This window comes from Rhodococcus sp. NPDC079359 (assembly GCF_040702585.1).
GTDB lineage: Bacteria > Actinomycetota > Actinomycetes > Mycobacteriales > Mycobacteriaceae > Rhodococcoides.
In genome coordinates, this window is sequence record NZ_JBFBLH010000007.1 from 213,601 (window position 1) to 235,494 (window position 21,894).

The 21,894-nt window shown below is 65.8% G+C and carries 20 protein-coding genes and 1 tRNA gene; 7 read left to right on the plus strand and 14 right to left on the minus strand.

Going from position 1 to position 21,894, the window contains the following annotated elements:
• Positions 1 to 6: 6 nt before the first annotated feature.
• The 3 genes from AB0362_RS18170 to AB0362_RS18180 all read right to left on the minus strand — a co-directional run bounded on the left by AB0362_RS18170 (position 7) and on the right by AB0362_RS18180 (position 2,912).
• Entirely contained in the window at positions 7 to 897 is an 891-nt protein-coding gene (locus AB0362_RS18170) for an alpha/beta fold hydrolase (protein ID WP_317549206.1), read from the minus strand.
• A 12-nt stretch (positions 898 to 909) separates the two neighbouring features.
• Complete coding sequence (locus AB0362_RS18175) at positions 910 to 1,929, minus strand: PDR/VanB family oxidoreductase (protein ID WP_259468195.1); 1,020 nt, start codon at positions 1,927 to 1,929, stop codon at positions 910 to 912.
• Positions 1,930 to 2,012: 83 nt separating this feature from the next.
• A complete protein-coding gene (locus AB0362_RS18180) occupies positions 2,013 to 2,912 on the minus strand; it encodes a metal-dependent hydrolase (RefSeq protein WP_094669920.1) in 900 nt (299 codons plus the stop codon).
• Positions 2,913 to 3,026: 114 nt separating this feature from the next.
• Here AB0362_RS18180 and AB0362_RS18185 point away from each other — a divergent pair, with 114 nt between their 5' ends.
• Entirely contained in the window at positions 3,027 to 3,542 is a 516-nt protein-coding gene (locus AB0362_RS18185; RefSeq protein WP_149406833.1) for a hypothetical protein, read from the plus strand.
• A 78-nt stretch (positions 3,543 to 3,620) separates the two neighbouring features.
• On the opposite strand, the gene AB0362_RS18190 is transcribed toward AB0362_RS18185, so the two are convergent.
• On the minus strand, positions 3,621 to 4,088 hold the full coding sequence (locus AB0362_RS18190) for a 2-isopropylmalate synthase (protein WP_317549207.1): 468 nt from the start codon (positions 4,086 to 4,088) through the stop codon (positions 3,621 to 3,623).
• Between the two features lie 229 nt (positions 4,089 to 4,317).
• On the opposite strand from AB0362_RS18190, the gene AB0362_RS18195 reads away from it, so the two are divergent.
• Positions 4,318 to 5,520, plus strand: a complete 1,203-nt coding sequence (locus AB0362_RS18195; protein ID WP_068048586.1) for an ATP-binding protein — start codon at positions 4,318 to 4,320, stop codon at positions 5,518 to 5,520.
• A gap of 7 nt (positions 5,521 to 5,527) precedes the next feature.
• Here AB0362_RS18195 and AB0362_RS18200 read toward each other — a convergent pair whose 3' ends face one another.
• Positions 5,528 to 6,709, minus strand: a complete 1,182-nt coding sequence (locus AB0362_RS18200) for an alkane 1-monooxygenase (protein WP_317549208.1) — start codon at positions 6,707 to 6,709, stop codon at positions 5,528 to 5,530.
• A 173-nt stretch (positions 6,710 to 6,882) separates the two neighbouring features.
• On the opposite strand from AB0362_RS18200, the gene AB0362_RS18205 reads away from it, so the two are divergent.
• Both AB0362_RS18205 and AB0362_RS18210 read left to right on the plus strand, forming a co-directional pair.
• Positions 6,883 to 7,737 carry an alpha/beta hydrolase gene (locus AB0362_RS18205; RefSeq protein ID WP_317549209.1) on the plus strand — a complete coding sequence of 285 codons (855 nt, stop codon included), beginning with the start codon at positions 6,883 to 6,885 and terminating at the stop codon, positions 7,735 to 7,737.
• Positions 7,738 to 7,765: 28 nt separating this feature from the next.
• The gene (locus tag AB0362_RS18210; RefSeq protein WP_317549210.1) at positions 7,766 to 8,611 is read left to right on the plus strand and encodes a patatin-like phospholipase family protein; all 846 of its coding nucleotides are present in this window, start codon (positions 7,766 to 7,768) and stop codon (positions 8,609 to 8,611) included.
• Between the two features lie 9 nt (positions 8,612 to 8,620).
• On the opposite strand, the gene AB0362_RS18215 is transcribed toward AB0362_RS18210, so the two are convergent.
• The gene (locus AB0362_RS18215; protein WP_283347216.1) at positions 8,621 to 9,529 is read right to left on the minus strand and encodes an amidohydrolase family protein; all 909 of its coding nucleotides are present in this window, start codon (positions 9,527 to 9,529) and stop codon (positions 8,621 to 8,623) included.
• Positions 9,516 to 10,202 carry a dienelactone hydrolase family protein gene (locus AB0362_RS18220; protein ID WP_283347217.1) on the minus strand — a complete coding sequence of 229 codons (687 nt, stop codon included), beginning with the start codon at positions 10,200 to 10,202 and terminating at the stop codon, positions 9,516 to 9,518. The genes AB0362_RS18215 and AB0362_RS18220 overlap by 14 nt, the downstream gene beginning before the upstream one ends.
• Positions 10,203 to 10,340: 138 nt before the next feature.
• Here AB0362_RS18220 and AB0362_RS18225 point away from each other — a divergent pair, with 138 nt between their 5' ends.
• Entirely contained in the window at positions 10,341 to 11,318 is a 978-nt protein-coding gene (locus tag AB0362_RS18225; protein ID WP_283347218.1) for an NADPH:quinone oxidoreductase family protein, read from the plus strand.
• Between the two features lie 20 nt (positions 11,319 to 11,338).
• On the opposite strand, the gene AB0362_RS18230 is transcribed toward AB0362_RS18225, so the two are convergent.
• Entirely contained in the window at positions 11,339 to 12,679 is a 1,341-nt protein-coding gene (locus AB0362_RS18230; RefSeq protein WP_283347219.1) for an AarF/UbiB family protein, read from the minus strand.
• Positions 12,676 to 13,239: a TetR/AcrR family transcriptional regulator gene (locus AB0362_RS18235; RefSeq protein WP_283347220.1), complete on the minus strand. Its 564-nt coding sequence runs from the start codon at positions 13,237 to 13,239 to the stop codon at positions 12,676 to 12,678. Before AB0362_RS18235 ends, AB0362_RS18230 begins: the two co-directional genes overlap by 4 nt.
• 101 nt (positions 13,240 to 13,340) lie before the next feature.
• On the opposite strand from AB0362_RS18235, the gene AB0362_RS18240 reads away from it, so the two are divergent.
• Complete coding sequence (locus AB0362_RS18240; RefSeq protein WP_188078732.1) at positions 13,341 to 13,958, plus strand: DUF998 domain-containing protein; 618 nt, start codon at positions 13,341 to 13,343, stop codon at positions 13,956 to 13,958.
• Here AB0362_RS18240 and AB0362_RS18245 read toward each other — a convergent pair.
• Positions 13,941 to 14,720: an enoyl-CoA hydratase-related protein gene (locus AB0362_RS18245; protein ID WP_317549212.1), complete on the minus strand. Its 780-nt coding sequence runs from the start codon at positions 14,718 to 14,720 to the stop codon at positions 13,941 to 13,943. The two genes, AB0362_RS18240 and AB0362_RS18245, sit on opposite strands and share 18 nt — an antisense overlap.
• A gap of 77 nt (positions 14,721 to 14,797) precedes the next feature.
• Here AB0362_RS18245 and AB0362_RS18250 point away from each other — a divergent pair.
• Positions 14,798 to 14,871 (plus strand) — tRNA-Met (locus AB0362_RS18250).
• A 55-nt stretch (positions 14,872 to 14,926) separates the two neighbouring features.
• Here AB0362_RS18250 and AB0362_RS18255 read toward each other — a convergent pair.
• The 4 genes from AB0362_RS18255 to AB0362_RS18270 all read right to left on the minus strand — a co-directional run bounded on the left by AB0362_RS18255 (position 14,927) and on the right by AB0362_RS18270 (position 21,837).
• Complete coding sequence (locus AB0362_RS18255; RefSeq protein WP_149406842.1) at positions 14,927 to 15,565, minus strand: LON peptidase substrate-binding domain-containing protein; 639 nt, start codon at positions 15,563 to 15,565, stop codon at positions 14,927 to 14,929.
• Positions 15,562 to 16,476: an alpha/beta fold hydrolase gene (locus tag AB0362_RS18260; RefSeq protein WP_317549213.1), complete on the minus strand. Its 915-nt coding sequence runs from the start codon at positions 16,474 to 16,476 to the stop codon at positions 15,562 to 15,564. The genes AB0362_RS18255 and AB0362_RS18260 overlap by 4 nt, the downstream gene beginning before the upstream one ends.
• A gap of 99 nt (positions 16,477 to 16,575) precedes the next feature.
• Entirely contained in the window at positions 16,576 to 19,131 is a 2,556-nt protein-coding gene (locus tag AB0362_RS18265; RefSeq protein WP_317549214.1) for an alpha/beta fold hydrolase, read from the minus strand.
• 183 nt (positions 19,132 to 19,314) lie between these two features.
• Positions 19,315 to 21,837, minus strand: coding sequence for an FtsX-like permease family protein (locus AB0362_RS18270; protein ID WP_317549215.1), 2,523 nt, complete (start codon positions 21,835 to 21,837; stop codon positions 19,315 to 19,317).
• Positions 21,838 to 21,894 lie beyond the last annotated feature (57 nt).

Consider the following 21,894-nt stretch of genomic DNA (forward strand, 5'->3'; position numbering starts at 1 on the left):
TGAACATCAGTCCAGCGAGTCGATGAATTCCCTCGTCAGTCTTGCGATGTCGTCGGCATGGGAGATCGGCGACCAGTGTCCCGCCGGAATGTCGTTGCGCGTGAGGTTCTTCACCCACTTGCCGGTGTCGTCGTAGTGGTACGGACGCACCGCGACGTCCTCGGTGTTGACGATGAGGTGCACGGGGATGTCGATGTACCGCTCACGTGGATTGCCCAGGAGCGGAATGATGTTGGCCCGGTAGAGTTTGGTGCCGTTGGTGGCATCCGACCACAATGTGGGGTTCTGGGTGACGAGCTTCGGATCGACGCCCGAGAACTCCTGGAGGAACGCCGGCCACCCCTTGGCGAACTGCCGCTTGATGCGCAACGTGGACAGGCCGGGGATGTGGAAGGTGACGGTGTACCACGACGCGCGTACCTGGGCGAGCACCTGCTTGATGCCGGTGAGGGTGGGTTTGCGCAGGCGCGACTGCGACCACTTGCCGAGGTGATCGAGGTTCGGCCCGGAAATCGATGTGTACGAACGAATTCGGTCCTTCGCCTGGGGCTGGGCTGCGGCCTCCCATACCTCGACGGCACCCCAGTCGTGGGCGAGCACGTGCACCGGGGCGTCGGGGCTGACGGCGTCGGCGACGGCATAGAAATCCGAGGCGAGCCGGGCCAGCTTGTACGCCGACTGCTCCGCGGGGACCGAGCTCTCGCCTGCGCCGCGGGAGTCGTAGCTGATCACCCGGAAGCGGTCCTCGAGCTGCGGCACGATGTGGCTCCACAGCTCGTGAGTATCGGGCCAGCCGTGCACGAGGACGATGGGATCGCCGTCGGGATTGCCGCTCTCGAACACCGCCAGCCGGATTCCCTCGTTGATGACCGTGGTACGAACCGCGTTGCTGCTCAACAGTTTTCCGTTCTATAGATCGAGTACGAGACGCCCGCTGCGTGCGCGTGAAACGCAGATGAGCATGTGATCGCGCTGCTCTTCCGGCGTCAGTCTGTTTTCCAGGTGCTCGGGCTCACCGGAGAGCACCCGGACCTTGCAGGTACCGCAGAAGCCCTGCTGGCACGAGTACGCGACGTTGGGTTTCTGCTCCTTGACCGCCGTCAGCACGGAGGCGTCGGCGGCGACGTCGAGCACAGCGCCCGTGCTGATCAACTGCACCTCGAACGGCGTGCCGTCGAGAATCGGCGGCGGACCGAATCGCTCGAAATGCAGTGCGGTGGATGGGCATTGGCGAAAGTCGCGGCGGACTGCGTCGAGCATGGGGGTGGGGCCGCAGCAGTAGACGGCACCGCCTGCGGGTGCGCGCTCGAGCAATTCGCCCTCGGTGGGGTACCCGTGCACGTCGTCGGTCCGGACGAACACCCGGTCCGATTCCCAGCTCTCGATCTCGTCGAGAAAGGGCATCGTGTCGCGTGATCGACCGCAGTACACGAATTGCCAGTCCATGCCGAGAATTCTTGCGGCGCGGACCATCGCGATGATGGGAGTGATCCCGATACCGCCGGCGATGAACAGTGCGCTGCCGTCGCCGACGAAAGGGAATCCGTTGCGGGGGCCACGGACGGTGACCTCGGTGCCGGGTTGCAGTCCGTGCATTTCGATGGATCCGCCTGCGCCGGTCGGGATTCGGCGCACCGCGATGCGATAGGAGCTGCGATCGGAGGGATTTCCGCACAGTGAGTACTGCCGGCGACGGCCCGAGGGCAGGTGCAGATCGAGATGACAGCCCGGATGCCAGATGGGCAGCTGTGCACCCGTCGGCGACGCAAGGGTGAGGGCTGCAACATCGTTGTCCTCGGCGACGATCTCGCGTTCGGTGACGACCAACTTCAACGCCGAATCGGGGTTGTGGCCGGCGACGGCGTCGTTGTACTCCGCTCCGGCCGCCGCCTGCATGTACCCGTTGAGAAACGTACCGAGCAGCTGCATCGAGCGATCCGGACGCCCACGCCCGCGCAGGTCCGGCGGAGCATCCTTGGGGAGCAGCCGCGGGACGCGCCGTGAAGACAGCTTCACCTCGCTGCAGCCTGAGCGGCCGGCGAGGACGCAAGGTACCGGACGGCCTGAGCTGTGGAGCCTTCCTGGCTGGGGTGATACGACTTCTTGAGGTAGCGCGACATGCTGCGACCGACGTGCGTCAGCGCGGGAAGGGTGCCGCGTTTGACCGACTTCCGCCACAGTGCCGAGCGCGGCTTGCGGACGGACTTCGGTGCCGACTGCAGCTCCGGGTCGTTCTTCATCAGGAAGATGATCCCGCGCATCCAGATGTAGGCCATCAACGGCACGACCACGACGAACGTACGCAACCGGCGAACCTCGCGCTTGTCGAAGTATCGCAGCGTGTCGTAGGCGACCGAGCGGTGCTCTACTTCCTCGGCACCGTGCCAGCGCAGCAGATCGAGCATGGTGGGGTGGATGCCCGCGCGGTCGAGACCGTCGGCGTTGAGTACCCAGTCACCGAGAAATGCCGTCACGTGCTCGATCGCGGCGATCAGAGCCAAGCGTTCGACCAGGTTGTTCTTCGATCGAAGGCTGGTCACCGAATCGGAGCCGAGGACCTTGCCGAAGGCCCACTCCATCTGGTCGGTGAACGGAGTCGGGTCGAGTCCTTTGGCCTGGAGATGCACGAGTACGCCGGTGTGTGCCTCGGCGTGCACGGCTTCCTGGCCGATGAAGCCGATGACGTCGTCGCGCAGCTTCTCGTCGTCGATGTACGGCAGGGCTTCCTTGAACGTGTCGACGAACCAGTGCTCGCCGGCGGGCAGCAGCAGATGCAGCACGTTGAGTACGTGCGTGGTGTACGGATCGCCCGGCACCCAGTGCATCGGCAGATCGCTCCAGTCGAACTTGACGTTTCTGGCTTGCAGCATCACTTCACCGGGATCCGATGCGACGATCTTCCGTTCGCTCATCGAGCCACCTCCTCCACGTTCGCAGGTGTGGCCGGTGCCACAGTGCGAGACTTAGTATAAACACCGGTAACAGATAAAGGGAACCGTGACGGTATCCGATGAGACACTTCTGTCATGACCGACTCCTCCCCCGTGTCGACTCCCCCGAGTCGGATGCCCGTCACCTGGCCTGCCGAATGGCCCGCCGAAGTTCGGCGCATCGCTGATGCCACGAATGATGCGCTGGCTGCTGTCGCCTTGCAGAATTCGGTGGCGTTCGACGATGCCGTCGAATCGTTGGGCCGCTCGGACTCGGCAAAGGCCGGGCACGTGCATGCCGAGATGGTACGCACGTTGCTCGAAGAGGTATACAGCGACGGATTGACCGGCGAGAACGTCCAGGAGGTCCTCGGCCGAACCGTACGAGGAGCGGACTGGCTGCCGAACCTGGACATCGACGGGTTCGTCGAGGTGCTCACCGGAGCGCTGGGGGTGTCCGACATCGAAGAGCAGTCGCGAGTGAGGCCGCGTCCGGCGCACGCGTTGCTGGTGGTCGCAGACCTGCTCGCGGTGCGCCGTGGCCGAGCCGAGACCTATCTGCGGTACGCACTGGCCGAGGTGCGCCGCGCCGAGACGATCGAGATGCCCTAGGAAAGTCTTCGCCTGTCTTGCATACGCGCTAGACCGTCGAAGAAAGCGCTACCGATGCAGGACGTGGCGTCGTGTCCGCTAGCGATGCAGAATGTTCGCTCCGGCGATGACGGCTCGCACGGCCGACAGGTGTGCGTCGGGATCCATGCCCATCGACCATTCGCGGCGACCGTCGTGCTCGGCGAGGACGAAGGTGGCGGTCTCGTCGCCGATGATCTGCTGGTGGAACGAGAGGATCTCGATGCGGAATCCGGCGTCGTGGAGCATCGACGTCAATGCCTCGATCGGCCCGTAAGTCGTTGCCGCACAGGCGATGATCGTATCGCCGACGCCGAAGGTCGCGTCGAACTCGATCCTGCAACCCGTCGACTTGGTCCCGGTCCATGACCCCAGTCGAAGAGGCCCGGTGCTGGGCGAGAAGCGGTCGGTGAAGTTCGTCCACGACATGTGTTGCCAGGTGATCTCGTCGCGCATCGTGCGCGGCAGGGCGCAACCGAAACGGGCGTGGAACGGATCTGTGGCGAGAGTGGAAGCAAATGCATTCATGAGGGTGGTCCTGGCGAATGTGAAGGGAGGACCGAGAGAGCACGACGACCCGCAGCGAGGGGTCGGTCCGAATCAGACCCCGCTACGGCGGCGTACTACGAGAATGCGCTTCACACCCCAGAAAGTAGTCCTCCGTCGCAGCCGCGCGCAAGTATCGAGTGAATACAGATCTCTAGGACACGAACTAGATGTCCGCATATATCGCACGATTCGTTGTAACTTTGGCCCCATGGACCCCGTGCGTAACCCCTACGCCCCCGGCGCCGGCCAGCGCCCACCCGAGCTCGCAGGCCGAAAGAAGCAGCTCGACGCCTTCGACGTCGTACTCGAACGCATCACCCGCGGCAGGCCGGAACGCAGCGTCGTTCTCACCGGGCTGCGAGGCGTCGGGAAGACGGTGTTGCTCAACCAACTCCGATCCGCGGCGATCGCCCGCGGCTGGGGCACCGGCAAGATCGAGGCTCGGCCGGACCAGGAACTGCGTCGACCGCTGTCGTCGGCGCTGCACATGGCGGTCCGCGGGATCGCGGCATCGCATCGCGATCCCGAACGCGTCGACGAATTCCTCGGCGTCCTCAAGGCCTTCGCCCTACGCGCCACCGCGGACAAGGGCATGCGGGAGCGGTGGCAGCCCGGCATCGACGTCCCGGCGAAGACCGGCCGCGCCGACTCCGGCGACATCGAGATCGACCTCGTGGAACTGCTGCTCGACGCCTCCGCGCTGGCCGGCGACGTGGGCGTGGGCATCGCCATCTTCATCGACGAGATGCAGGATCTGGGTGCCGCGGACATCTCCGCGTTGTGTGCGGCGTGCCATGAGCTCAGTCAGGACACCGCGCCGCTGATCATCGTCGGGGCCGGCCTGCCACACCTACCTGCGGTGTTGTCGGCATCCAAGAGCTACTCCGAGCGCCTGTTCAGTTACCACCGGATCGGTCGACTCGAGCGAGCCGCGGCCGACCTGGCGTTGATCGCTCCGGCCGACCGCGAGGACGTCGAATTCACCCCCGACGCGCTCGACGCGCTGTATGCGGCCGCCGACGGCTACCCGTATTTCGTCCAGGCCTACGGCAAGGCGACGTGGGATCTCGCGGCCGACACCCCGATCACCGTCGAGGACGTGCGCGTCGCCGCTCCGACGGCGGAGGAGGAACTGGCCGTCGGATTCTTCGGTTCTCGCTACGAGCGTGCGACGCCTGCCGAGCGTGAATACATGCGTGCGATGGCCGAACTGTCCGTGGACGACGGCTCGGTGCCGACCTCGGCCGTGGCCACCGAGCTGAAGCGCAAGCCTGCATCGCTGTCTCCCGCTCGCGACGGACTGATCAAGAAGGGCCTGATCTACTCGGCCGAGCGCGGAACCATCGCGTTCACGGTGCCGCACTTCGGTCGCTACCTGCGGGCACAGACCGACGAACCTGCGGCGGTGTGAACTCTCACTACGCCTCAGCGCGCTCGACGCACAGTTGCTCGAGTTTCCGCACTGCCTTGGGGTCGGAGTGGTCGACGTTGACGAGCTCGGCGTCGCCGTCGTAGAAGTCGATCAGTCGCTGATCCATCACCTTGCGCCACAACGGCGGAACCAGCGCGCAGAAGATCATCACTGCATATCCGGCCGGTAGCTGCGGGGACTCGTCGACGGTGCGCAGTGCCTGGTAGCGGCGCACCGGATTCGCGTGATGGTCGCTGTGCCGTTGCAGGTGGTACAGAAACAGGTTGCTCCACAGGTGATCGCTGTTCCAGCTGTCGCGGTGGGTCGGTTTGCCGTATCGACCGCTCTTGCGCTTCTGCCGCAGCAGCCCGTAGTGCTCGAGGTAGTTGGCTGCCTCGTAGAGGACGATCGCGATCGCAGCCTGCAGGAACAGATACGGCACGGTCACCACACCGAAGACGGCGATCAGCACGCCGAACAGCACAACGCTCATGGCCGCGGCATTGAACAGGTTGTTTCGGTACGACCAGGGAGACAGGCCCTGGCGGGCGAGGCGTCGAGTCTCGAGCTCCCAGGCCGAGCGCAGGCCGTGCACGATCGTGCGCGGCAAAAACTTCCAGAACGACTCGCCGAACTTTGCCGACGCCGGATCCTCCGGGGTGGCGACGCGGAGGTGGTGGCCGTGATTGTGCTCGACGTAGAAGTGGCCGTACAGGGACTGTGCCAGTGTCACCTTCGACAGCCATCGCTCCAGACGCTCACGCTTGTGGCCCAGCTCGTGCGCGGCGTTGATGCCGACCCCACCGACGATGCCGACGGTGATGGCCAGGCCGATCCGCTCCGGAACTCCCAGCGGGCCGTGCGCCCAGAGATAGCAGGCCGCAACGAGTCCCGCGTACTGCAACGGCAGGAACAGGTAGACGCACCAGCGGTAGTACGGATCCTTCTCCAGCGCGGCGATCGCCTCGTCCGGGGGATTGCTGCGGTCCACTCCGGCGAATCTGTCCACCAGTGGCAGTGCGACACCCATGATCATCAGGCCGAGGGTCCAGAACGCACCGGGCCCGAGAAGGGTCACCAGCCCCCAGGCCAGGAACGGGCTGAGAGGAATCGTCAGCCCCAGCGGCCACAGGTAGCGTTTGGGGTCGCGCCACCGCGGCGACGTGCTCGTGGCGGACTCATCACGCATTCTGGATTCTTCACTCCTGAGTCCTGGTCGGTGCCGTGCCCCGAGGTGCGGGGACAAACGGTAGTGGCGTGTCACAACTACATCGCCCGTTCCACCAGGATAGTTACCCAAGCAAATTTTGCAGGTTCTCCGATGGGCCGTCGAACGCCCCGCTGCCCTTGTACGGTGACCGGATGAAGCATGTCGAGTCGTCGTTCGTCGGAGTTCACGGAACCCGAATCGTCTACGACGTCTGGACCCCCGAGACCACGTCGACCGGGATTGTGGTGCTCGCCCACGGCCTGGCCGAGCACGCGGGCCGGTACCGGCACGTCATCGAACGGCTTGGCTCGCTCGGCCTCGTCGTCTACGCGCCCGACCACCGCGGACACGGGCGATCCGGTGGCAAACGGGTGTCAGTGGACAAGTGGTCCGACTTCACCGACGACCTGCACACGCTGTTCGGCATCGCAGCTGCCGAGCATCCGAATCAGCGCACCTTCCTGCTCGGCCACAGCATGGGCGGTGCCATCGCACTGTCCTACGCCCTCGACCATCAGGCCGATCTCGACGGTCTGATGCTGTCCGGCCCTGCCGTCGTCCCCAGCGTCGGGCAACCGAAAGCCCTGGTGGCGGTCGGTAAGCTCCTCGGACGCTTCGTACCGGCCGCCCCGGTGCTCAAGCTCGATCCCACTCTCGTCTCTCGCGACAAGGACGTCGTCGACGCCTATGTCGCCGACCCGTTGGGCTACCACGGCAGCGTCTCGGCGGGCCTTGCCGCGGCGATGCTGGGCGTCGGGGACACGTTCCCTGCTCGCCTGCCGTCGCTGAAGATTCCCGTGCTGCTCCAGCACGGGACGGCGGACCGCTTGGCCGACGTCTCGGGCAGCGAGCTCATCGCCGAACTCGCCGGATCCGACGACCTGACCCTGAAAACGTACGACGGGCTGTTCCACGAAGTGTTCAACGAACCGGAGAAGGAGCGCGTACTCGACGATCTCATCGACTGGCTGCGTCCACGTGTACACACCGGCGCTGTAAGTTCCTGACGGATCTTTTCGAAGAAGGGGTACGACCATGACCAGGCGAGCACTCGTATTGGGCGGCGGCGGAGTCGCAGGCATTGCGTGGCAGACGGGTGTCCTACTGGGATTGGCAGAAGCCGGAGCCGACGTCAGCGACGCCGAGATGCTGTTGGGGACCTCGGCCGGGTCCTCGGTCGCAGCCCAGATCTCGAGCGGAGCCGCCTTGACCGAGCTGTTCGAGCGGCAGGCAGACGAAGCGAAGCAGGACCACGAACCGCATGCCGAGGCGACCATCGACGAACTGGTCTCCATGTTGGCTCGGGCTGCCCAGAACTCCGACGGCAGTGCCATCGACACGCGCAGGCGTATCGGCACCGAGGCGCTGTCGGCCTCGACGATCAGCGAGCGTGAGCGCAGGGCCATCATCGAACGACGGTTACCGTCGCACTCCTGGCCGAACCGCGATCTGCGTATCGTCACGGTCGACGCGGTGAGCGGTCGTCATCGGGTTCTCGATCGTGGCTCGGGCGTTCAGTTGGTCGATGCGGTGGCCGCGAGCTGCGCCATCCCGGGAATGTGGCCGCCGGTGACGATCGGTGATCATCGTTACGTCGACGGTGGTATCCGCGCCAGCGAAAATGCGGATCTGGCAGTCGGTTTCGAGAAGGTACTGGTGTTCAGAGTCGGTGCACTCGACCTGGAGCACGATCCGTTCGACATCGAACGTGAGCGGCTGATCAAGGGCGGCTCGAAGGTGGAAGTGATTGCCCCCGATGCAGATTCGGCAGCCGCGATCGGCCCCGATGCCACCGACATCGCGGTCCGATCGGCTGCGGCCGTCGCCGGACGAGCGCAGGGCAATGCCATCGCCGAGCGTATTGCCGAGTTCTGGGTCTAGAGAACCTCTCTAGCCGAACAGCGCGGCTCCGTTCCCCCAGCACACTGCACGAACCCAGTCGTCTCCCAGGTCGAGTCGGCGCACCGCCTGCAGGGCATGCAGATACGGGTACGGGATGTTCGGATAGTCGCTGCCGAACAGAATGCGATCCTGCAGGTCGACCAGCCGGGGCAGTTCGTGTTTCGGAAACGGTGCGCTCGCCTCGGAGAAGTCGGTGAACGACATCGTGGTGTCCAGCCGCACGTTCCGGTAGCGATCGGCCAGATCGAGGAAGTCGCCGTACTCCGGCATCCCCATGTGCGCGATGATCAACGGGAGCTCGGGAAACCGTTGCAGCAGTGCCGCAATCGGCTCCGGGCCGGTATGGGTGCCGGGTGCCGGACCGGATCCGCAGTGGATCACCACGGGCGCCTGCGCGTCCGAGAGTGCGCCCCAGACGCCGTCGAGCAGGGGATCGTTCGGTGAATAGTTCCCGACCTGAATGTGCGACTTGAAGATTCGGGCACCGCTCGTCAACGCCTGCTCGACGTACTCGGTGGCACCGTCCTCGGGGTAGAAGGTGGCGGTGTGCAGGCAGTCGGGGGTGCGCGCCGCGAAATCTGCTGCCCAGGAATTGAGCCAGGCTGCCATCGCCGGCTTGTGCGGGTAGATCATCGACGTGAAGTGCCGGACTCCGAACCCCCGAATGACCTCGAGCCGTTGCTCTTCGGCGAACCGGTAGGAGATGGGCCAGACGCTGCCGGTCAGCGGCCCGGCGCTGTCGAAGTAACTCCACACCTTGTCCATCACGTTCTTCGGCATGAAGTGCGTGTGGACGTCGAACAGTCCCGGCAGCGACAGTTCGGTCCAGAATGCGACGATGCCTTCGGTCTCGTCTGCGAGTTCGGCGCCGGAGCGGGGCGGCTCAGCGCGCGACATGGGCGTCGAACCACTCGAGCGTCTTGCCCCAGGCGTCGGCGGCGGCGTCGGCGTCGAACACGGCGGGGCGGTCGTTGCAGTGGAATCCGTGCTTGCCGTGCTCGTAGCGGGTGATCTCCGTGTCGACCGGCGCCGTCGCGGTGATCTCGCGCAGCGTCTCGACTTCCTGAACGGGGATGCCCTCGTCCAGATCCCCGAAGAATCCGTGCCAGGGCGTCTGCAGTGCGTCGCCCACCGACGCCATTGCGGGGTAACCGAAGCGGCCCTTGGCGATTCCGCCGCCGTAGAACGTCGCTGCCGCACCGAGTTGCCGTCGAACAGCGGTGTGGAACGCGACGGTGCCGCCCATGCAGAAGCCGACGATCGCGATGGACGAGGGCTCGAATCCGAGCTCGGCGAGCGCACTCGCCGCCGCGTCCACGTCGGAGTCCACCTCGTCCGCCTGCAGCCGCCCGATTGCCGCCATCGCCGAATCCATGTCCGAGTACGACAACACGGTCACACCCTCCTGCCGGTGGAACAGGTGCGGTGCGACCGCGACCCAACCGGCGGCGGCGAGGCGGTTGCAGACGTCGACGATGTGATCGGTGACGCCGAAGGCTTCCTGGATGACGATGACGCCGCCGCGGGCATCCCCGTCGGGACGGACGACGGTGAGGGGAGTGGTGTTCATCCTTCGATTGGAGCACACCACCAGGAGTGGAGCCTGCGGAACGACCCAGCAGGCAGGAGTGGATGCCGGTAGCGACGGTGATTGCTGCAGTTTTGTACGGTGGCGTGCAGGGAACGATCCCGACCGAGAGGACAACTCATGCGCGCGGTACAGATCTCCAGCCTCGACGGACCCGACTCGGTGAGTGTGGTGGACATCGACGAGCCTGCTGCGCGCGACGGGTCGGTGGTCATCGAGGTCCATGCCGCCGGGGTCGCTTTTCCCGATGCGTTGCTCACTCGCGGGCTCTACCAGTACAAGCCCGAGTTGCCGTTCGTCCCCGGCAGCGAGATCGCCGGCATCGTTCGGTCGGCTCCGCCGGAGTCCGGCTTCTCCGCAGGTGATCGAGTAGCGGCCTTGACAGGACTGAGCGACGGTATGGCCGAGGTCGCCGTCGTATCCCCGGACACGGTGTTCGCGCTGCCGGAGTCGGTGTCGCTCTCCGCAGGGGCTGGGTTGTTGTTCAACGATCTGACGGTGCACTTCGCGCTCCGGGAACGTGGCCGGTTGGCACCGGGCGAGACGGTTCTGGTGCACGGCGCAGCAGGGGGCATCGGAACCTCCGCGCTGCGAATGGCTCCGGTACTCGGGGCATCTCGGGTGATTGCTGTGGTGAGCTCGGAGGCCAAGGCCGACATCGCACGATCCGCCGGAGCCACCGACGTCGTTCTCGTCGACGGCTGGAAGGACGCGGTGAAGGAGCTGACCGGCGGCCGTGGCGTCGACGTCGTCGTCGATCCGGTGGGTGGTGACCGGTTCACCGACAGCATTCGCTCGCTCGCACCCTCGGGCCGAATCCTGGTGCTGGGCTTCACCGGTGGTGAGATCCCGACGGTCAAGGTCAATCGACTGCTGCTCAACAACGTCGACGTCGTCGGCGTCGGTTGGGGTGCCTGGTGGATGACGCGCCCGGGTTACCTCGCCACTCAGTGGGCCGAGATCGAACCGCTCCTCGCCGATGGATCGCTCGGTGCGCCGGAGCCGTCGGTGTTCCCGGCTTCCGATGCTGCTGCTGCCATTGCCTCGCTGGAGAACCGCACTGCGGCAGGCAAAGTGGTGCTCGACTTCACTCGGTGATGCTGTGTCGAGCTGCCGGCTCATTCCGGTAGCTCGACACCCCTCGCCTCGGCCAGTGCCGCGATCTCGGCGGGAAAGACGTTCTTGAACACGAACGGGTCGGTACCCAGGGCCCAGTTCGGGGCCAGTTCGATGGCGTATCTCTCGAAGTAGCCGAGTTGCTTGGCCACCAGGATCAATTCCTCCGGGCTCGACGTCTTGTACTGCTTGCCCATGTTCACCAGCGCTCGAATGAAGTCGGCCAGGCTGAAGTGCGCGAGCGTTGCCGAGAGCATCGGAGCGAACACCGACTGCAGGATCGCCCCGACCTCGGCGTCCGAACCCATCTGCGGCGCAACGATTCCCAGCCGCTTGACGGTACCGGCCAGTCGGGTGAAGTCGCCGTCGATCACGGTGGCGTGAAACAGATCGAGCAGCAGTGCGCGCCACTGCTCGTCCACCTCGCCCATGACTCCGAAGTCGAGGAATGCCACCCTGCCGTCGTCGAGCACCCACACGTTGCCCGCATGCACGTCGCCGTGGAAGAGACCGTGCAGCACAAGGGCTTCCATCCAGACCTTGGCGGCGCGGCGGACGATGAGCTCGGACTGCTCCCCTGGCTCGTAGCGGTCGAGTGGGGAGCCGTGCATGCGTTCCATACAGATGACGCGGCCGCCGCAGTAGTCCAGGAACACCTCGGGCGCGGTGACGTGGGCGTTGTCGCCGAACGCGCCGATGGCCGCGCGAAAGCTGGCCTGACGCTTCGCTTCCACGGCGCTGTCGAGTTCGGCGAAGGTGGCGGCGTGCAGGTCGACGATGATCGCCGACGCGTTGGCCGTGGCGAAGAACGGAATGAACTTCTCCAGTCCGCGGGCGATGAGGTACGCGATACGAAGGTCGATCTTCATGCGGTGATAGATGCCTCGCCGCTGTACCTTCATGACCACTTCGCGGCCGTCGTCACGGCGCACGCACAGATGCACCTGAGCGACCGAGGCGGACGAGAGCGGCACGTCGTCGAACGAGGAGAACAGGTCGTCGATTCCGCGGCCCAGATCGGCCTCGATCACCGCTCGTGCCTGCGACCCGGGAAACGGTGGCACTTCGTCGAGGCAGCGCAGGCAGGTGTCGGCGAGGACCTTGGGAAACAGCCCGGGCGAGGATCCCATCAGCTGCCCGACCTTGACGAAGGTGGGGCCGAGAACGAAGAAGGCGTCGACGACGGCCTCCGAGGCGTGCAGCGGCCACCCGCGCCGTGGCGCGCGCACCCAGCGGCCGATCGCGACGACTTGGAAGTACGCCAATACCGTGCCGATGACGATGAGTCGCAGCAGTTCTCGTATTCCGAACGTCTTCAGCTGGGGTGCGGGCTTGGGATTCATACGTGCACCCCCACCGGCACGCGCGCCGCCGAGGCTTCCAGGCGCGTCAACAGTCGATCGAACCGCGTCGCATCGTCCGAGGCGCGTGAGAGCACCAGTGCGCCCTGAATTCCGGCCACGATCTCCTCGGCCAGTTCGGCTGCCGATTCGCCGTGTCCCAGGCGGCTCAGTACCGGGGTGAGCGCGTCGATCCAGTGGGTGAAATGGGCTGCGACGCGGCCCGAGAACACAGCACGTTCGAGACCGAGTGTGAATGCGCCGAACAGGCACACCAGACGATTGGACCGGAAGTATCGCGCGGTCTGCTCGAACATCTCGTGCGTCGTCGACGCGGCATCGGTGCCGTGTCGCAACGGCTCGAACACGTTGTGGTGGAACCACTGCTCCACGTCGTCGAGGACGGCCTCGGCCATCTCCTGCTTTCCACGCGGAAAGTAGTGGTAGAGACTGCCTTTCCCCAGGCCGGTCTGTTTGCTGATGACCGCGAGGGAGGAACCGTCGAACCCGTGGTCGCGGAACACCCCTGCGAGTATCGGCACCACGTCGTGGCGATCGCTCATGAGCCGGTACTGTACCAATCGGTACACGCCAGGTGTATCGGGGCTCCGGGAGTGGAGCCTGCGAAATGACCCATCGGGGCTCCGGGAGTGGACGTGCAGCTGTGAAGAGAACGACCGTCCTGGCCGCCGGGGCCTTCCTCGTCGGTGGAGTGACCTATCTGGCCGCCGAAGCCGTCGCCGCACTCGGTTGGACGGACCGGCCGTACAGCTACGCCCGCAACAACATCAGCGATCTCGGAATCCCCGACATCTCGCCGCTGCACGCGGTGATGAACACCGGCTTCGTCGTCGACGGCACGTTCTTCGTCCTGGCGGGGCTTGGACTGTCCGTGCTCTTCGAGGGCCGGGCGCGGTGGATCGTCGCCGGCACCTCCGTTGTGCACGGTGTCGGCAGCATCGTCGTCGGGCTCGCCCACGCCTCGGTGGACGGGGCTTCGACGCCCCATGCGGTGGGTGCAGGCATGGCTATCGTCGGCGGCAATCTGGTGTTGCTGGCGGCAGGTCGGTACGGCGGCCGCGTCGGCGCGCCGCGCTGGTACACCGTGGGCAGTGCGACTGCCGGAGTGGCCGGTCTGGTGGGGCTGACCCTGTTTCTCGCCGATACCGGAATCCTCGGCGGCGGAACCTTCGAGCGCATCTCGGTCTACACCATCATCGGATGGGAGATCGTCACCGGCGCAACGATTCTGGTCAAGCGTCGCCTATCCGAACTCGGGTGACTCCTTGGCGAGAAAGGCGCGCACGCCCTCCCTGCCGTCCGCCGACTCGAACGCCTCCTCGAACACCGGCAATGCCCGTTGCGCCGGTAGGCCAGGGGACTCGCCGAACGTGAGAGCGAGGGCACGCTTGTTCGCTCGAACAGCAGAACGGGACTTGTGCGCCAGCGTCTGCGCCAAGCCCAGTGCCACCGACAACGACTGCCCGCGTGGAGCGACCCGATTGATCAGACCCCACTCCAGTGCAGTCTCGGCCGAGATCGGCTCGCCGAGCAACACCAGTTCGGCGGCAAGCGCCTGACCCACCCGCCGCAGCGCGCGCATCGACCCGCCGCTGCTGGGGATCACACCGAGGTCGATTTCCGGGAGTCCGAGTCGAGCCCCCGCGTCGGCGACGACGAGGTCGCAGCACAGCGCCAACTCGAGGCCGCCGCCCAACGCGAATCCGTGGATTGCCGCGACCGTCGGCAGCGGCAGATCGTCGAGCATCTCGAGGGTCGCGTTCTCGAGAATGCTCTTGCGGGCGAGCACGTCACCGCGGTCCTGCATCTCGGGCATCTCGGAAATGTCCGAGCCGGCGCTGAACACCCGGTCGCCGGTGAGAACGACCGCCCGAATCGCGGCGTCGTCGGCCAACTCGAGAAGGACGGCGCGCAGTCGCCGCGTCGCCGGACGGGTCAGCGCGTTGACCGGCGGGTTGCTCAGCGTGATCTGCGCGACGGCGGCGTGCGGAAAGGTCAGGACTGGAGACGGCGCGTTGGGCATACCTGAACGGTAGAGCGTGCGGCTGACCTGGCGATTGGGAGACTGCCGAGATGGCATGTAGCGTGGTGAACACCCGACGCGGGGTGGAGCAGCTCGGTAGCTCGCTGGGCTCATAACCCAGAGGTCGCAGGTTCAAATCCTGTCCCCGCTACTACACAAGTCAGGCCCGACATCGATGATGTCGGGCCTGACTTGTCTCGTCGGTATCAGGGTTGCAGTCTGAACTGCACGACCGCCGTGACGTTCTCGATGGCGTCGTCGAGTGCGGTCTTGCGCGCTCTGGCGTTCGGTGCAGACAGGATGTCGAGTCGATCGGACTGACCCATCGGAATCAGTGCCGCCAGCGACCAGATCTTCTCGGCGGCCGAGATCGGCAGGCCCAGGAAATCCGGAACACCGGGCGTGGAAACGACTTCCGACGATTCGAGTCGACCGATCAGCTCGTAGAGATCCTCGACCCGCGCCCAAGTGGCGTCGAACTCGGTGTCGGCGATCACCGCATCGGTCTCTTCGTCCGGCCACGCTCGAACGTCGGCCTGTGGGTACGGATCGTCCGGCAGCCAGGCGTCGATCCTGATCCGTTCGCCGCCGACGCATTCGAGCAGATACCGGCCGTCGCCGATGGACTCGTGACCGATGATGTGTGCCGTCGTGGCCACATCGTGCCGGACGTCGCCGCCACCGGCCTCGTGCCCACGCGCGATGAGGACCACACCGAAGCTCGGATCGTCCTGCTTCAGGCAGTCGTGGACCAGAGCTCGGTAGCGCGGCTCGAAGATGTGCAGTGGTAGGCGTTCACCGGGGAGCAGCACGCTGCCGAGCGGGAACATCGGGGTCACGCTCACGGGTGCTGCAACGGAACAGCCGCCGGGGTGATGGCCGCAGGCGCGCTCTTGTCGGACTCGTTGGCACCGAGGAACTCGTCGAGCAAGCGGAAGAAGAAGTCCGGCTCGTCGAGCTGGGGAAAATGGCCGGCGTCGGGAAAGATCTCGACGCGACTGTTGGGAACTTCACGTCGAATGTTGTCGGCGTGCTTGGCGGGAATCATCCGGTCCTTGCCGCCCCAGACCAGCAGCGACGGAATCGACTCGAACTTTTCGAAATGTTGCTTCGCGCTCACGGTCTGCCCCCGCGGGCCCACCACGGCCCGCGTCGACGCCAGGAACGCTCCACGGGTGGAGCGGTCTGCGACCGAACGGAACGACCTCCAGGTCTCGGCCATGCTGGGACCGGGCTTGACCGGCAGACCCCATTTGCCCAATTGCGCCAGCGCGCTTTCGGTATTCCTACGGAACCAGTCCGATGCGAGCAGTGGCAACACCAGCTCACTGCCGGGCAGCGTCGCTGCCTTGAGCACCAGGCTCACCTCCGGACCGAGGCCGCCACTGCTGACCAGCGCGAGGCGATCGACTCGCTCGGGAAAGAGATACGTCAGCTGCATGGCGATGCCGCCGCCGAGAGAATGACCGACCATCGGTGCGGAGTCGATGTTCAGGTGGTCCATCAGGTCGCGAATGGTGGCCGCGTGCGAACTCAGCGAGTAGTCGCCGGACGGCTTGTCGGAGTCTCCGTGCCCGAACAGGTCCGGAGCGATGACGCGATACTTCTGCGACAGACGCTCGAGCTGCGGGCCCCAGGACCGATGCGATCCGAGCAGGCCGTGCACCAGAATCACGGGTGGGCCGTCGCCCATGTCCACGTATCGCAGGACGTCCTTGTGTAGTTCTACCGACTGCAATTCGTACGATGAACTCATGGTCGACCTCCTCGTCGTGTGATGCCCGGATCGGCGCGTGGCTCGGTGAGCCGTTGGCACAAACGTACAAGCTGAGCCCACACAACGACAGACCGTCGATCAGCGCGCGACGCCCGCTTCGTCGAAGGTGTTCGCGATCGTCTCGGCCAAGTGCTCGGCCATCGGTTCACGCAACATGTCGACGTGATCTCCGGAGATGTCGACGAAGGTCAGCTCACCACGGCCGACCGTCTGCCACGACCGGAGATCTTTCACGTTCTCCGCTGTGCGAACCACGGTCATCGAACCCGACCACGGTGTCGGCACATGCTTGTTCAACGCCACGTACCCGATACTTGCGAAGACCAACCACTCCATCGTCGTCGGGTACCGCAGCAATCCGGCGCACTGCATACGCAACCAGAGGGCCGCGGTGCCGATCCGGCCGAGGTGGAAGCCCGCCTCTTCACGCGTCTGAGCCGGCGGGGCAGCCGGAACCTCGGTACCGCCGGGCAACCTGTCCAGCAGGTGCCGAAACAGCCGCGTGTCGAGGAGCAGCAGGTGGGGAGACCCCAGGCCGGAGTCTCGGATCTCCTCCGCCATCGCGATGGCTATCCAGCCGCCGAGCGAGTGGCCGACCAGGTGGAACGGGCCGTCCGGCTGGACTGTGCGAACGGCGTCGACGTAGCGTTTCGCAGTTCGCCGGATGGTCCGGTCCGGTCGTCCGCGCTTGCCGCGGCCGTGCGCCTGCAGGGCGTACACCGGCCGGTCGGCGTCGATGTGCTTGACGAGATTCAGAAATGCCATCGCACCGACGCCTGCACCGCCGATCAGGAAGATCGGGGCCTTGCTTCCCTCTGTGCGCAGCGGCACGAGCACATCGTGTTCGCCGGCCGTGCGTCGTCGCGCAGTTGCCGCGTCTTCGAGGCGGGCGTCGACTGTCACGGCCAATTCTCGAACAGTGGTCGCCGCGAACACGTCCTCCGGTGTCAGATCGATCTTCAGGTTCTCGCGGAGTTGGGCCAGCATGGCCGTGGTGGTCAGTGAGTTTCCGCCCAGCGCCAGGAAATCCTCGTCCCGTCCGATGGTGTCCAGCCCGATCGCGGTGCGCGCGGCCTCGGCCACGATGTACTCGGTCGGGCCGACTGCGGTGCGCTCGACGCGTCGATCGGCTGGCTCGGGCAGCGCGCCGCGGTCGAGCTTGCCGCGTTCGTTGCGCGGCATCGCGTCGAGCGCGACGATGTGGGTGGGCACCATCCACTCCGGCAGCGTCCGGCGCAGCGACGCTCTGATCTCGCCCACGGAGGGTCGACGACCGGAACGCGCCGAGCACACGTAGGCAACCAGGTCGGTGTCGGTGCCGGAGGTCCTGCCGATCACCGCTGCGTCGCCGATCTCCGGCATGGCGCGCAGTGCTGCCTCGACCTCGGCCGGCTCCACCAGGTATCCGCGCACCTTGACGGCGTCGTCGATGCGGCCGGCCAGGTGCAGCGTCCCGTGTTCGTCGAGTCGTCCCAGATCGCCGGTGCGGTACCGGAACAGACCGTCGCCGAGCGCGGCGAATCGCTGGGAATCCCGACCGGCACCGCCGAGGTAGCCGTCGGCCAAGCAGCTCGACGTCACCCGTATCTCGCCGATCACGTCCGGTGCACACGACGAACCGTCGGAGGTCACGACTTCGACCAGCTTGCCTGCGATGGGTCTGCCCGCAGGGAGAAAGCCCGACGGCAGCGCTCGTTCGATCGGGTATTCGCTGTAGGCGACGGCACCGGCCTCGGTGGTCGCGTACCAGTTGACCACCGTGGCGCGGGTGTCGAATCGCCGCCGAAAACCGTCGGCATCGTCGGCGTGCAGGGATTCCCCGTATGTGATGACCAACCGCAGCGTGGGTACGGCCCGCCCGGTGGGTCCGTGATCGGCCGCGGCGACTGCGCGCAGCAGCGACGACGAGCAGTGCAGCGTGGTCAGGGAATGCGCGGCTGTCCACTCGACGGTGCTGCTGGGCACACCTGCCCTCGGGTCGCGGCAGTGCACGGCGGCACCGCTGAGCAACCCCGCGAACAACGTGTTCAAGCCGGCACCGAAGCTGACCGGAAGCGAGTTTCCCACGCGGTCGTGTGGGCCCAACGCCAAGGCGCTGGCGACTTCGTATGCCTTGGTCAGGCACATGCGGTGACTGAGGATCACGCCCTTGGCGGTGCCGGTGGATCCCGAGGTGTAGTTGATCACCGCGGTGTGGTCGCCCGACAGCGTCGGCAGCGGCACACACGAGTCCATGGCGGCGGCGACGGTGGTGGAGTCGATCGCCGTCGCACCTGCTTGGTCGATGATCGTGGCGCGGCGCTCGGCGGGAAGCATGGGGTCGAGCGGCACCAGGGGATGACCGGCGGCGACGACGGCCAGCATCAGCACGATCGAGTCTGTCGTCGCGTCGGTGTCCACGGCGAGCGGCCGAGAATCGGCGGGAAAGAGCGTGGCGATCTTGCGAGCCAGAGAGTAGGCGCGATGGAGGAGCTCGTCGAAGGTCAGGGAAGAGCCGTCGACATCGAGTGCGACGGCGTCGGGCAGTGCGTGAGCCACCTCGCGGTAGCGGGCCATCAGGGTGTCGCGGCGTTCCGGCCGGCACAGTGGGGCCAGTGAAAGACGGGTCGGCGCATCGATGTCCTGAATCGACATGATTCTCCTTGCACGAGCCCGACCCGTGATGTCGGAGTCGGTTTGAAACCTACAAACCGGCTCGAAGACTGTTTTACCGACTCAAAGGTAGACGTGCGGGACCTTTCTGTGCAAGCGGAAAACCGGACATTCCACAACAATCGGGTGACGTTGCGGAATGCCCGGTCTGTTTCGGACTTGGCCCTACAGGTCCGCGATGGCCTCCAACGGCTTCGTACGCGCGGCTCGCACGGCAGGCCACAGTGCCGCCAGAACACCGACTACGGCCGATCCGAGCAGCATCGCCACCACCTGGCCCCACGGCACGGTCATGGTGCCCAGGCCCTCGTCGCGCAGGGTCTGCACGAATCCCCACCCGAACGCGATTCCGAGGACCACGCCCACGATCGCGCCGAACAGCGCGATGAGCAGCGACTCGAGATAGATGATGCGACGGACCTGCGGCCGCTGCATGCCTATCGCGCGCAGCATGCCGATCTCCCGACGCCTCTCCACCACCGACAAGGCCAGCGTGTTGACGATGCCGAGCACAGCGATGACGACGGCCAATGCCAGCAAGCCGTACAACACCGCGAGCAGCGTGTCGATCTGCTGTCCCTGGCTACCCTTGAACTCCTCCACGTCTTGAACCTGGACGACGACGAACGGTTTGGTCGCGGCTTCGAGGTCGGTGCGCAGTGTGTCGAGGTCGGTGCCGGGTACGGCCTTGACGAGAACCAGAAGGTCCGAGCGGGTGATCGACGGCGTCACCTCCTGGTAGATGTCGCCCGAGACTATCCAGTTCCCGATCAGCGGATTGTCGGTGAAGACCCCGGTGACCGTCACCGGGACGGACGCACCGTCGACGGTGTCGAAGGTGACCTCGGTTCCGACGGTCCAGCCGCGGCTCGCCGCTTCGGTTTCCGACACCGAGAACCCGTTGCTGTTCAGATCTGCCGTGCCCTGGACCATCGACAGCTCGAGCAGTCCCTCGGGGGAGCCGTCGATCGCGGCGCCGAACTCCTCCTGGCCTGCGATCGTCACGAACACCGGGTGCAGCACCGCAGTACGGTCCACGCCGGTCACCTGCTGCGCGGCCGTGGTGGCACCGGTCGGAACGCCGATCGACTGCGGGCCGGAGAGGATGTAGTCCGCCTCGACCCCGGTGTCGACGAGTGAGTCGACGCTGGCCTTGGCGGTGGATCCGAGCACGCCGATAACGGTGACGAGCATGAGTCCGAGCATCAGGGCGAAGGCGGTGGCCGCGGTGCGTCTTGGGTTGCGTACCGAATTGGTCCTGGCCAGTCGCCCGATCGCTCCGAACGGACGGGTGATGACGGCCCCGAGTGCGCCGACGACCGGCCGTGACAGCGACGGCGCGGCCAGTGCGGTGGCGACGATCAGCGCGACGGCTCCCGCGCCGACCGTGGCAGCGGCCGCCCCGCCGGTCGACTGCGCGCCGATGATCAGTGCGGCAGCGCCCGCGATTCCGAGGCCGACGCCCACGAACGTTCGGGTACGCAGGGTGTCGCCCGCGGAGGCGAACTCCTCGCGCATCGCGGCGACCGGTGGAATCTTGGCTGCCCGCCGGGCCGGCGCGTACGCGCTCAGCACGGTGACGACGATGCCGACGGCGAACGCGACGACGACGGTGCGCGGCTCGAGTGCCAACGGTCCCGACGGCAGACCCAGATCGAAGGCGTTGAGCAGTGCCCGTAGCCCGTAGGCCAGCCCTACCCCGCCGACGAAGCCGAGGATGCTGCCGATGACGCCGACAACGAGAGCTTCGAGAACGACCGATCGGCTGACCTGCCCGCGGCTGGCTCCGACGGCGCGCAGCAGTGCCAATTCGCGGACGCGCTGAGCGACGATCATCGAGAACGTGTTGTAGATGATGAAGGTGCCGACCAGCAGGGCGATCCCACCGAAGGCCAGCAGGAAGTAGTTGATGAACGACAGTGCCGACTCGACCTCGGCCTGAGTCTCGGCCTGTACGTCCGCGGCGGTCTGGACCTTCAGGTCGGGGAACGCCGCGGCGATCTCGTCGCGAAGATCGCCCTGAGTCAGCCCTTGCGCGGAGAGATCGTTGCCTGCGACGTCGATGTACTGCACGTGGGCACCGTCGGTGAACAGCTCGTTCGCCTGGCTCTGCACGAACTGGATCCCGATGTATCCACCGGATTCTGTTGCTGTCGAATAGATTCCGGTGATCGTGATGTCGGTGATGCCCTTGGACGGCACGAGGACCTGGGTGGCGTCGCCCACCTTCAGTCCGGCGCGCTCGGCACCACCGGCGTTGATCGCGACCTGACCGGGAGCGGTGGGAGCCGAACCGTCGACGAAGGTGGTCGGATCACCGAGTCGTTGGTCGTCGGGGAGATACGACTCGCCGATGGTCGGTGCGCCACCGGACTGTACGGCGGCACCGTCGGACCCCAGCAGTACCAACTGTCCGCCGACGTACGGCGATACGGCGCGCACGTTCGGCAACGCCGAGATCGCCGCGATGTCCTCGTTCGGCACGCCGGACGAGCGTGCGTCCTCGGGGCTCACTCGAACATCCGCGCCCTGCGCGGTATCGGCGAACAGAGAGGAGAAGGTGCGCTGAAGGGTGTCGGTGAACACGAACGAGCCCGCGACGAATGCCGTGCCGAGCACGACGGACAGCACGGTCAGTGCCAGTCGAACCTTGTGTGCGGCAAGGTTTCTCAGTGACACCTTGCGCATGGGATTGCCCGACGACTTTTGTCGAGATGGTTTGTTGGAGACAGATTTCTTGGCGAT